Below are 12,122 nucleotides of genomic sequence, written 5' to 3' on the forward strand. Positions count from 1 at the left end.
TTCATGGGCGGACAAAACGCACGGCGTCGGCAATAACGACCTTGCCTGACGGAGCGTCATCGGACACCGAAATGGAAACGGATTCGGGGTTCAGGATCCAGGAGCCCAGGTAGACCCACTGGCTCCCGTTCTGGCTCTGATCGACGAGTACGGTTTCGGGACCGTCGGCGGTCACTACGGTATATGGAGCCACAGTCGTCCGGTTGGTACCGGATCGATACCATACATAGATGTCGTAGAGGTCCCTCTCCCAGAGAATGGGAATCCATCGGGCATAATCGGCGCCGGTGCCACCCGTGGACTGCCAGGCGTAGTCCCCGTCGTACCCTTCCGAATGGTAGGAAAGGCTCCAGGTTCCGGTAAAGTTGGCCTGATCCTCATCCATGATGACCTCAGTCGGTAATTCGGGTACGGCCCGGAGACCGTCAGCCACGATGAAGGAGACGGCCGGACAGTCCAGGTCGGAGAGAGTCACCTCACTTGCAGGGGAGGAAAGATCATACGCTCCCACGGGCACCCAGAGACCTCCGTTCGAGGTCAGGTCCACAGAGGCAAGAACGGGACCTCCCGATGTCTGGATCAAGTAGGGAACCGCATTGCATTGATCCGCCGAAGCCGGGTGCCATAGGTAGAGGGTGTAGGGTCCGTCGCAGATGTTTGAAAGGCGATATCGAGCCGTTACGTCACCCGCTCCGGCAGAAGTAATTCGATGGCAGGCAGAGCCGTAAACATCGGGCTGAGTCGAACTTTCGGACCACGTCCCGGTATACACGGCATCAGGGTCATCCAGGGTCTGCTCCGGGCATAGGTAGGCCCGGTTTCCGGAATTGTCCACGGGGCTGGCCCGGTAATAGTAGGAAATTCCATCCGTGAGAACATCGTCGTCATAGCTTGTGGCCAGTCCCACATCGTAAGGGGCAAGACCGCTCGGGCCCGTTCCGCGCCAGATGTCGGAATGGTCGATCACCTCCGGATGATCCAGGACATCCTCCGTAACGGGATCCCAGGACAGGTGAACCTTTCCTCCCGTCTTGTCGGCCCGGAGCGATTGAACCGTTCTCGGGCGGATCGAGTCTCCGGGCGTGAAGGTGACGGAGAGATCGTACGAGCCTGCGGACGGTCCATCGACGACCAGCAGGTAAGTCCCGGCGGGCAGGCCGGAAAGCGTCAGAGAGCTGTCAGCCCACCCCTGGCACGTGTAAGGATCGCAGGTTTGAAGAAGGTAAAGATCCAATGGATCCGATGGGGTAAGGGTCGCCTGGAGGGTTCCCATGGATGAAAGGGTGAATTCGTAAACCCGCTCGGGTCCTGACAGGTCCCGGGTCGAGGCGCAGTTGACCGTGTCCAGGAACTGATCACCCCCTGAGGTGGATCCGGAACGCGTCGCGGGTAAGGGATCGAAAATGTAGGGATCGTCACAGGTTCCCGCGACGGGAGGAACTACGGACAGCACGCCGGTGTCGGTCCGGGAAATCAAGGCCAGGTCGTCCCCGGTAATCGCACCGTTCTCATCGGTGTCGAGCCAGAGGGAGGTGATGAGATCGTAGGAGCCTTCCGGCGTTCCCGCCGGGACGGCAAAGGGACGGCTGGTGGACTGGAGCCCCGGAACGAGGGAAACGGCCGTATCTCCGGGAGGATCGCTGATGTACCCGGTGGACGGGGAATAGATGCTGGCCCCGATCAGGATCCAGTCATGGGAGAGATCGGCCAGGTTGTCGGCCGAGGCCTGGATCGTGAAGGAGCTTCCCGCTTCCACTTCCGAGGGATTTGGGGCGGCCGAAGGAAGTTCGAAGGGGGCGGTCATCTGCGCAGTACGGTATCCCGTGCCGGAGCCGCTGGCGTTGTAATAGTGGTTGGTGATCCAGTTGAAGAGACGGCCGCCGGTGAGAGCCCAGCGCTGGGTTCCCCATTGACACATCCCCCGTCCGTGCCCGAAACAGCCGTGGCCCGCGCAGAGGGAGTCGGAGAGGCAGGGCCAGGATGTCGAAGGGCTTCCCGCATAGCCGTCTCCGCAGGATAAGTCGCCGTTGGAGCAGTTCAGACCGTCATTCGGGTCATCCCATGCGTTGTTTTCTGCAGAGTATTCCGACCGGAACGTCAACCCGCCCCGCTGGAGGAGGATCCCGGCCGTTCTGGCTCCCGCCGTATTGGTGGATGTGGCGGTATCGGTATCGTAGACCTGACAGCAGGTGGTGCTGCAGATGTCATAGGTTCCGGAAATCGGATGCTCCACGTAGTAGGCACCATAGGAGCGGTAAGCCACGGCACCCGATCGGAGGGAGTGCTGGGACCAGGAGGAGATCCACTCGTCGTTGAGGCCCCGCTGAACGTAGGTTTCCATGGAGACGACATCGACGGAGGCGCAGGAGGTACAGGAGCATGAAGTCCCCACCCGGATCGTGGAGGGCGGATCCTTGGAAATGAGCAGGGGAGCCATGCCGGAACTTCGGGATACCGGTGTGTACAACGGAAAAGCAGGCTGTCTTTGTATTTTCTCAGGTGAGGGCGGAATCTGACCCTCTTCCTGGTCCTGAAGAGGCGCCAGAAATTTATGGTCCAGGATATCTGCGGAGTACGGTCCTACAGGATGGAGATCCAGGAGAAACCGGGTGGTTCCGGCTGCAGGAAGGAAGGTTCGCTCCAGTGATGCGTACCCTTCAAGCCGGACACGCAGGGTAAGGGTCGGGAAAGCTCGATCTGATTCAAGAGTTTCCGCCGGGACATAGAGTGAAAAGATTCCTTCCGGACCGGTCTGCATGGAGATCCCGTACTCTTCCACCTCGACTGTGGCCCCGGAGAGCGCCTTCAGGGTCCTGTCATCCATGACCCGGCCGCAGAGGAAGGCCTGGTCGTCAACACCGGTTTCGATTTCCGGAAAGTAAGTACGATAGGGTTCGACCGGGTCCAGCCAGAAGGTCACGGGAAGATCTTCTTCCTTTTCACAAAGGAATTCGGCTCCGAGACTCTTATATCCGACCGATTCGATTCGAAGGGTGAAAGGGGAATGTTCCGGTTCCACCTGCAAAATGCCCGTATCCGTTTCGTACTCCTGCAATCCATTCACAAGCACACGGGCCGGAAGGCCTTCTCCCGTATGGGCGTCACGGATCTTCAGATCCATTCCCCCGATGAGGATTGAGGGAAGAAGAGAGAAGAGAATCGACCCGAAAAGAAGAAACCATCTCATCTCTCTCATTATAGACAATCTTCAGGGATAGAGTTCAACGGTCAATCGATAGACGAACCGCGTGCTACAATGGGGCTCGATGATCAATCCGACGAGCATGATTCTCGCCACTCACATGGCCCAGGCCCTGGAATCGATCATCATCGCTCTGGTCCTTGCGGGACTCTATCGAACCTACAATCGAAACTTCCTTCTCCAGTGGTCCAGAAGCTGGTGGGCCGTTTCCATCTACCTCTTTGGAAGCTGTGCGGGTCTCCTCTACTATCAGATGCAGGTTTCCATTGAGTCGCAGGGTCGCCTGGCCATCAGCGCCATCTCTCTTGCCGCGGCCTACCTCCATGTAGCGTGGCTGCTTTTCGGAATGCGGGAGATTGCAAGCGGAACGGTTGTTCCCCGGCCCCGGATGATCCGGGTCCTTGTGATCTTCTCCCTTGCGGGTATTGCCTCCACCTTCATCTTTCCCTTCGATCCTTCCATGGAGTTTGTCCGTTTCTTCGTCCGGGTCGGCGTGCGGTCCCTCGTGGCGGGCATTGCCTTCGTTGTGTCAGGTGTCGTCATGTGGCGTCAGAGGGTCCAATCGGCCAGGATCGGCTACCTTTTCATCAGCGGATCCTTCGTTGTTTACGGCATGGAGCAGTTTCTCTACTTCGTTACCACCCTGGGGCAGCTTGCGGGACAACCCTATCCCCGCTATGCCCTTTACCTTGGATATGTCGATTTTCTTCTCTATATGTTCATGGGAATCAGCATGGTTCTCTGGTTTCTGGAAGAAGCACAGGCCAGGGTCGTCGACGCGACCGAAAAGATTCAGCACATGGCCTACCATGATCCTCTGACCGGTCTCCCCAACCGACACCTTTACGTGGACCGTCTCTCCCAGGCCCTGGCTCATGCCTTCCGGGAGCGCGAAAAGGTGGCCGTTCTCTACCTCGACCTGGACCGGTTCAAGACCATTAACAATACCCTCGGATACGCATTCGGGGATGAGCTCCTGCGCTCTGCGGCCGAACGTCTGAAGCAATGCATTCGGGATGGGGATACCGTTGCCAAGTTCGGGGGTGACGAATTCGGTCTGATCGTGACCGGTCTTCATGAAACCTCCGCCGTCGATACCGTGACGCAAAAGATTCTGGCGTCTCTCCGTCAGCCCTACCACCTCCAGAACCGGGAAGTCTACATCACCACCAGCATCGGCGTGAGCCTCTTTAACGATCACGGGTACTATCCCGACGATCTCCTGGATGGCGCACACAGCGCGGTCTTTGAAGCCAAGAAAAGGGGACGGGATCGTGCCGTGCTCTACGATCCGGTCATGCGGGTGGAGGACTCGGAGCACCTGTCGATGGAGGGTGACCTTCGGAAGGCGATGGCTTCGGACCAGATCGTTCTCCATTATCAGCCCCTTCTGGACTTGAAAACTGGAAAGATCCGCGGATTGGAAGCCCTGGTACGCTGGGAGCATCCCACCATGGGGCTTCTCTACCCGGCCGAGTTTCTCTCCCTGGCGGAAACAATCGGGATCGGGGATGAACTCAACCTCCGGGTTCTTCGAAAAGCCGTACAACAGGTAAAGGAATGGCATAACAGGGGGATGAAGGACCTCTTTATCGCAATCAACCTTGTGGCCCGACTCTTTCAGCACCCCAGCCTTGTGGAGGAGGTTCGCTCTCTTCTGGGAAAGGCCGGGATCCCTCCGGAAAATCTTCACCTGGAGGTCACCGAGACGGTGGCCATTCAAAACCCGGATGCAAGCCGTGAGGTACTGAACAGTCTGCACGACCTGGGTGTCAATATCTCCATCGACGATTTTGGTACGGGGTATTCAGCCCTGAGCTATTTGCGCAACTTCCCCATTGATACCCTGAAGATCGATCAATCCTTTATCCAGAGCATGCCCTTTGATACCGTGGCTGTTTCGATCCTGGAGGCGATCATCGCGATGGCCCACAGCATGGATCTGGTGGTTGTGGCGGAGGGAGTGGAAACGGAAGCCCAGAAAAGCCTTCTGGCAAAGAAGGATTGCGATCTCATGCAGGGCTTTCTCTTTTCACGGGCAGTTCCGCCTCAGGAATGTGACCTTCTGCTGGAGGAGCACTACGCGCCTGTAGTTCCTGGAAAACAGGCCGGAAACAAAAAAAGAGCCGTCTCGGATCAGACGTTCTAACGGTTCACCATGTGGATGGCCTGGTTCAGGGCCGCTTCCACCGATTCCAGAAGACCTTCGGACAGGGTTGGGTGGGGGTGGATCGTTCCGGCCAGATCATCCAGGAATGCTCCCATTTCAATGGCAAGAGCCGCCTCGGAAACCAGTTCAGATGCACTGGATCCCACGATCACAACTCCAAGGATCGCCTTGGTTTCCGCTTCAGCGATCGTCTTGACAAACCCTTCGGGCTGGTTGAGGGTCAGTGCCCTGCCGGAAGCCCGGAAGGGAAAGGTGCCGGTCACAATGTTGAGACCCTTTGCCCTCGCCTCTTTCTCGGTCAGTCCCGCCCAGGCGATTTCCGGGTCGGTGTATACGACTGCGGGAATTACGACGTTATCAAAGGCACTCGGCTCCCCGGCAATCACTTCCGCAGCGACTTTGGCTTCGCGGTAGGCCTTGTGGGCAAGGAGGGGACCCCCGATGACATCTCCGATGGCATAGATGCCAGGTGACGAACTCTCCATTCTATCGCTGACAGTAATGAACCCCTTTTCATCCGTATTTACACCAATGGTTTCGAGGTTTAGATCCTTTGAATTCGGGTTTCTCCCGATACTGACGAGAATGGTGTCGGCTTCCAGGACAACTTCCTTTCCGTCGGGATCCACGATGAATACCCGGGAAGGATCTCCCTTTTCAAAGCGATCCGCCCTGTGGCCCAGGTAGAGATCCATTCCCAGAGCCTCAAGGCGTTTTCCAATGGAAGCAACCACGTCGTCATCCTGCTGGGGAAGAAGGTCGGGGAGAAATTCCACGACGGAAACCTCGGCACCGAACTTCTTGTACACCATGCCAAGTTCCAGGCCGACATAGCCCGCTCCAATGATCACCAGGCGTCGGGGAACTTCCTTCAGGGAGAGAGCCTCTTTCGATCCGATCACCGTTTCCCCGTCCAGGGGAAAGTTTTTCAGCGGCATCGGTGAGCTTCCCGTTGCAATGACGGCTTCTTCAAAATCGATGGAGACGGTTCCCGATGAGGTTTCAACCGAGAGGGAACGATCCGAGGCGAAAGAGGCCTTTCCGTGGATGATCTCCACCCCGTTCCGTTCGCATAGCATCTTTACACCCCCGGTGAGCCTGGAAACGATGGAATCTTTCCAGGCGATGAGACGGGGCATGGATACTTCCACACCTCCGATATCCACACCCATTTCATGGGCCTGGGTTGCATCGAGGGTGAGATCAGCGACATGGATGAGGGCCTTGGAGGGGATACAGCCTTCGTTCAGGCAGATTCCCCCAAGGGATGGTTCCTGTTCGATCAGTATAACGTCCTTTTTCAGCTGGGCAAGCCGGATTGCGGCCACGTACCCGCCGGGTCCGCCTCCGATTACCGCCACCTGACATCCGCGGGAAATCGAGCCGACAACCATTAGAGCCTCACCATCAGCATTCCGGGGTGGGAAAGAAGCGATACGAAATCGGTCATGAACCGTGCCGCTTCGGCTCCATCGATAATCCTGTGGTCAAAGGATACACTGGTGTGCATCATCTTTCGAATCACGATTTCTCCTTTTCGGACAACCGGACGCTCCTGGATCGTGTGAAGGCCCACGATGGCAAGCTCAGGCTGGTGAATGATGGGGGTCGCAAAGAGGCCTCCGATCGGTCCGATGTTGGTGAGGGTAAAGGTACCGCCCTGGATCTCGTTGAGGGAAAGCCTCCGTTCCCGGGCTCTGAGGGCCAGGGACTGCACCTCTTCCGCGAGCTGGAGAAGATTTTTCGATTCAGCATTTTTCACCACGGGAACGATCAGCCCTTCGGGCGTGTCCACAGCCATTCCAATGTTGAAATACTTTTTCAGAACGATCTCACCGGCTTCTTCGTCGAAGGACGCATTGAGAAGAGGGTGCTTCCGGAGTGCGGCCACAGCCGCCTTGATGAAGAAGGGCATGAGCGTCATACGCACGCCGCCGAGCTCTTCCTGCCTCGCCTTGATGTCCCCGTAAATTTCCAGCAGGCTTGTGACGTCGGCTTCATCAACATGGGTCACATGGGCACTGGTGTGCCTGGATACGGTCATCGCGGAGGCGATGACCTTGCGCAGGTGGCTCAACGGCACCCGTTCAACCTCCCCTTCCTCGGTCGAGCTGGTCGTTCCAGAAAACCGGGGACTATCTGACTGCGTACGGGTCTGAGAAGCTCCTTCGCCGGTGGAAGCCGGGAGAGGGGCCATGAGGTGGGGACGGGCCGCCGCCTGCTCCACGTCTTCATCAGTGATGCGGCCGCCCTTTCCGCTTCCCTGGATGCGGGACAGATCCACGCCCAGCTTTCTGGCCAGGGCCCGCGTGTGGGGGGTCGCAAGGGGACGGAAATCGGCAGAGGGAGATGAATGGAATTGAGGTTTCGTCTGGAGAGGGGGACTGGAAGCCTTTTTGTCTTCCAATTTTTCGCTTGAAGGTTCGGGTCTGGTTTCGGGTTTCGAAGGTTCCGGGGACTTTGATGGGGCTGTCGATTCCTTCACGGTTTCCCCCGGTTCTCCCACGGTAAGGATGACGTCTCCCACATGGATGATGTCCCCGGCGGACGCATGAATCTTCAGGACCGTTCCCGATACGGGCGAAGGAAGGTCGACAACGGCCTTGTCCGTTTCCACCTTCATGATGTTCTGGTCCTCTTCCACCTTGTTCCCTTCCTGGATCAGCCACTCGAGGATCTTACCCTCGTGAATGCCTTCCCCGACATCGGGAAATTTGAATTCAAAAGCCATAGATGCCCCCTTACTATTAAAATTCGAGTGTCTTCCTCACGGCCGCAATCACGCGGTCCTTGTGGGGAAGGTAATGGTCTTCAAGCTGGGCCAGGGGGAAGACGGAATCAAACCCGGCCACCCGTTCCACCGGCGCCAGAAGCTGGAGTAGAAGGTGTTCGTTGATCAGGGCCGTGATTTCCGCACCCAGTCCCAGCGTTTTGGGTGCTTCATGAACAACAACCGCCCGGCCTGTCCTGGCTACGCTGTTCAACACCGTGTCCCGATCCAACGGATGAAGGGTACGCAGGTCGATGATTTCGGAGGATATGCCATCCTTCTCCAGCCACTGAGCGGCTTCGAGGCATACGCGAACCATGGCGCCGTAGGCCACAAGGGTCACATCGGTTCCTTCGCGAAGGACATGGGCCTTACCCAGGGGAACAGTGAAGGGCTCGACAGGGATCTCTTCCCGGAAGGCCCGGTAAATCCGCTTGGGTTCCATAAAGATGACCGGGTCGTTGTCCCGGATGGCGGAGATCAACAGGCCCTTGGCGTCGTGGGGGTTGGACGGCACGACCACCTTCAGCCCGGGTGTGTGAATCAGGAGGGATTCGTAACTTTCCGAGTGGTGTTCCGGAGGCCGGATTCCCCCTCCGTACGGCATGCGGATCACCATGGGAACTGTAAAGCGGCCCCGGGAACGTGTTCGCATTCGTGCGGCATGGGCAAAGATCTGGTTGAGGGCCGGGTAGATAAAGCCCATGAACTGAATTTCGGGAACGGGTCGAAACCCGGCAACGGCCAGCCCGATGGATGTACCGATAATTCCGCTTTCCGCCAGAGGCGTGTCCATGACCCGGTCCGGGCCGAATTCTTCCAGAAGGCCCTCCGTGGCGCGGAAGACGCCTCCGTCTACTCCGACATCCTCACCCAGGATCAGGACCGAGGGGTCACGGCGCATCTCGTCGGCGAGGGCACGGGTAATGGCCTGGATCAGGGTAACTTTCTCAGTCTGCTGAGAGGGCACAGCCTTCAGCTGTGCGGCGGGATTCTGGGCAGCGGCGGTCATCGGTTCACCTCCTCGGCAAGAGCCTGTCTCTGCTCGGCGAGGTTCAGAGGCAGGGATTCATACATATAATCCAGCATGTCCGTAGGATCGGCCTTCGGTAGTGCTTCCAGGGCGGCCACGTCTTCATCGACGCGTTTAGAAACCTCCCCGGCAAGGGCCTCTTCCTTCTGATCGTCCCACATTGACTCCCGATCCAGAAAGCGGCGGAGACGGACAATGGGATCGGATTCCTTCCACTTCGCGACCTCCTCCGCCTTTCGGTACCGGCTGGCATCGTCGGCCGTGGTGTGATCTCCGAAACGATACATCAGGGCTTCGATCAGCGTGGCTCCTTCTCCGGCCCGGGCACGTTCCAGGGCCTCCTTTGAGACGGCATAGGAGGCAAAGACGTCCTGACCGTCAAACTGGACCCCGGGAATGTTGTATCCATGGGCCTTCTGCGCGACGGACGTCGCGGCCGTCTGCTTGTGAAAGGGGACCGAGATCGCCCACTGGTTGTTCTGGATAAAAAAGACCGTATGGGTCTTAAAGACTCCGGCAAAGTTGAGGGCTTCGTGAAAATCTCCCTGGGACGAAGAACCGTCACCTCCGAACGTCACCGCCGCGGCCTTCTTTCCCTGTCGTTTGAGGGCCATTCCGATCCCGACGCCGTGGACATGCTGGCTTCCCACGGGAATGGAAATCGGAAGGACATTCACACCCTCGGGTGCCTTTGATCCCCGTTCGTCGCCCTTCCAGTACATCAGGATCTGCCGGGCAGGAATACCGTGCATCATCATGACCAGCTGTTCCCGAAAGGAAGGGGCGAGCCAGTCCTCCGGCTTCAGGGCCAGTCCAAGGCCGGCCTGGGCCGCTTCCTGTCCCTGGATCGATCCATAGGTTCCGAGACGTCCCTGACGCTGGAGCTTGAGGGTCTTGGTGTCCAGGGCCCGCATGTACACCATCCAGCGATAGAGCGAAAGGATCTGGTCCTGAGAGAGATCGGGCATCAATGATTTGTCAACCTGGCCATCTTTGTCCAGGATTTCTACACGTTCTGTCACAGCCTCGTAGATCGTTGTCTTGGGCACGATGTACTCCTTCAGTAAGATGGGTCGTCTGTCTAGGTTGCAAAGTGATAACAGGGAATACCCATAATTTATTCTGGACAGATGGGGCAGACCGGGCGCTCAGGCGATGTGGTATAGTACCGTTCAAGGAAACAGAGGAAAGGAGACGCTATGGACATCCTTGTCTGCATGGCTCAGGTGCCCGCAACGGACATCAAGGCTAAAATCGCGTCTGACGGAAAGAGTCTGGATACCGCGGACGTCAAATTTGTAATCAACCCCTACGACGAATTTGCCATTGAGGAAGCCCTTCGTACCCGGGAAAAGAGCGGGGGAGAAGTGACCCTCATTTCAATCGGACCGGATCGTGTCCCTTCCGGTCTGCGGGAAGGCCTTGCCCTGGGTGCCGATAAGGCCGTTCATATCCAGTCCGCAGGCGGATACATGGACGCCTTCAATGTAGCCCGGGCACTGTCAGCCCAGATCAAGACCATGGCTCATGATCTGATTTTTATGGGCAAAATAGGTGTCGGCTATGACCAGCACCAGGTTGGAGCCATGGTTGCAGAGCTTCTGGGCCTTCCTCACGTGGCCGCAGCGGTCCACCTTGAGCTCCAGGAGGGAAAGGCTGTCGCAAAGAGGGAGATCGAAGGTGCGACCGAGGTCATGGAACTTCCGGTTCCCGCGGTGATTACCACAGAAAAGGGTCTGAATGAACCCAGGTATGCCTCCCTGAAGGGAATTATGGCTGCCAAAAAGAAACCTATAGACACGGTGCCTCTGGAATCCCTGGTTCCTGACGCTAAGCCGATTCTTGTCATCGAATCGATGGAACTGCCGCCGGCCAAGCAGAGGGGCAAGCTGATCGACGCGGAAGACCCTGCGGCCGCGGCCAAAGAACTCGTCCGGCTTCTGAAGGAAGAAGCCAAGGTTCTCTAGGAGGCATACATGGCTACGATTCTTACCTTTATCGAAGTTCGCGACGGGCAGATCAAAAAGGCCTCCCTTGAGGCGCTCTCCGAGGCTGTCCGCCTCGGTGGGGCCCATGGAATGGGAGCCTCGGCCGTTCTCGTTGGTGACAATCTTGCGGCACTGAAGGATGTTCCCGGACAGTATGGCGCATCGGTCGTCTACACGGTGGAACATTCCGACCTCAGGCTCTACTCTCCGGAAGGTTACACTACGGCCATTGTCGAAGCCGTCCGTGCCGAATCTCCGGCCGCCCTCTTCTTCTCCTCCACGGCCATGGGGAAGGATCTCTCCGGCCGTGTCGCCGCCCGCCTCTCCACCGCGGTCGCCAATGACTGTACGGAGGTCTCCTTTGCGGGCACCTTCAAGGTTCGGAGGCCGATGTATGCGGGAAAGACCTTCGCCACCGTCTCTTTCACCGAAGGGTCCTTTCCCGTAATCTCTCTCCGTCCCAACATCTTCCGGGCGGAGGAAAAGGCAGGTCAGGCGGAGCAGAAAGCCCTCTCCCCTTCCGATCTCGGCATCCGTTCCCGGGCCGTGGCCCTGGAAAAGCCGGAAAGCGCGGAACTCGACGTTACCGAAGCCCGCGTCATCGTGTCTGGAGGCCGGGCCATGAAGGGGCCGGAGAACTTCCCGATGCTTCGGGAACTGGCCCAGCTTCTCGGCGGAGCCCTGGGGGCTTCCCGCGCGGCCGTCGATGCGGGATGGATCGACCATAAGTATCAGGTCGGGCAGACGGGGAAGACGGTTTCCCCCGATCTGTACATTGCCTGCGGGATTTCCGGAGCCATTCAGCACCTGGCCGGAATGTCGTCTTCGAAGGTGATCGTGGCGATCAACAAAGACGCGGAAGCTCCTATCTTTGGCGTCGCCGACTATGGAATCGTGGGGGATCTGTATCAGATCGTTCCCGAGCTCGTAAAGGAAGTGAAAAACCTTTAGGAGGTACT

Annotated in this window: 8 protein-coding genes; 3 read left to right on the forward strand and 5 right to left on the reverse strand. The window is 57.9% G+C overall.

The window, feature by feature from the left end:
• Position 1: 1 nt before the first annotated feature.
• A complete protein-coding gene (locus PLD04_08125; GenBank protein HXK68300.1) occupies positions 2-3,187 on the reverse strand; it encodes a SpoIID/LytB domain-containing protein in 3,186 nt (1,061 codons plus the stop codon).
• Positions 3,188-3,266: 79 nt separating this feature from the next.
• Between PLD04_08125 and PLD04_08130 the strand changes: the two genes are divergently transcribed.
• Complete coding sequence (locus PLD04_08130) at positions 3,267-5,351, forward strand: EAL domain-containing protein (protein HXK68301.1); 2,085 nt, start codon at positions 3,267-3,269, stop codon at positions 5,349-5,351.
• On the opposite strand, the gene lpdA is transcribed toward PLD04_08130, so the two are convergent.
• Genes lpdA through pdhA form a run of 4 tightly spaced genes read right to left on the reverse strand, consistent with a single transcriptional unit; the run spans position 5,348 to position 10,224 of the window.
• On the reverse strand, positions 5,348-6,766 hold the full coding sequence (gene lpdA / locus PLD04_08135; protein HXK68302.1) for a dihydrolipoyl dehydrogenase: 1,419 nt from the start codon (positions 6,764-6,766) through the stop codon (positions 5,348-5,350). The two genes, PLD04_08130 and lpdA, sit on opposite strands and share 4 nt — an antisense overlap.
• Positions 6,766-8,103 (reverse strand): dihydrolipoamide acetyltransferase family protein, encoded by a 1,338-nt coding sequence (locus PLD04_08140; GenBank protein ID HXK68303.1) that lies wholly within the window; start codon positions 8,101-8,103, stop codon positions 6,766-6,768. Before PLD04_08140 ends, lpdA begins: the two co-directional genes overlap by 1 nt.
• A 16-nt stretch (positions 8,104-8,119) precedes the next feature.
• Positions 8,120-9,154: an alpha-ketoacid dehydrogenase subunit beta gene (locus PLD04_08145; GenBank protein HXK68304.1), complete on the reverse strand. Its 1,035-nt coding sequence runs from the start codon at positions 9,152-9,154 to the stop codon at positions 8,120-8,122.
• Complete coding sequence (gene pdhA, locus PLD04_08150; protein HXK68305.1) at positions 9,151-10,224, reverse strand: pyruvate dehydrogenase (acetyl-transferring) E1 component subunit alpha; 1,074 nt, start codon at positions 10,222-10,224, stop codon at positions 9,151-9,153. The genes PLD04_08145 and pdhA overlap by 4 nt, the downstream gene beginning before the upstream one ends.
• 150 nt (positions 10,225-10,374) lie before the next feature.
• On the opposite strand from pdhA, the gene PLD04_08155 reads away from it, so the two are divergent.
• Both PLD04_08155 and PLD04_08160 read left to right on the forward strand, forming a co-directional pair.
• Positions 10,375-11,142 carry an electron transfer flavoprotein subunit beta/FixA family protein gene (locus PLD04_08155; GenBank protein ID HXK68306.1) on the forward strand — a complete coding sequence of 256 codons (768 nt, stop codon included), beginning with the start codon at positions 10,375-10,377 and terminating at the stop codon, positions 11,140-11,142.
• Between the two features lie 9 nt (positions 11,143-11,151).
• On the forward strand, positions 11,152-12,114 hold the full coding sequence (locus PLD04_08160; GenBank protein HXK68307.1) for an electron transfer flavoprotein subunit alpha/FixB family protein: 963 nt from the start codon (positions 11,152-11,154) through the stop codon (positions 12,112-12,114).
• Positions 12,115-12,122: the final 8 nt, after the last annotated feature.

The organism is Thermoanaerobaculia bacterium (assembly GCA_035593605.1).
Classification (GTDB): Bacteria; Acidobacteriota; Thermoanaerobaculia; order UBA2201; family DAOSWS01; genus DAOSWS01.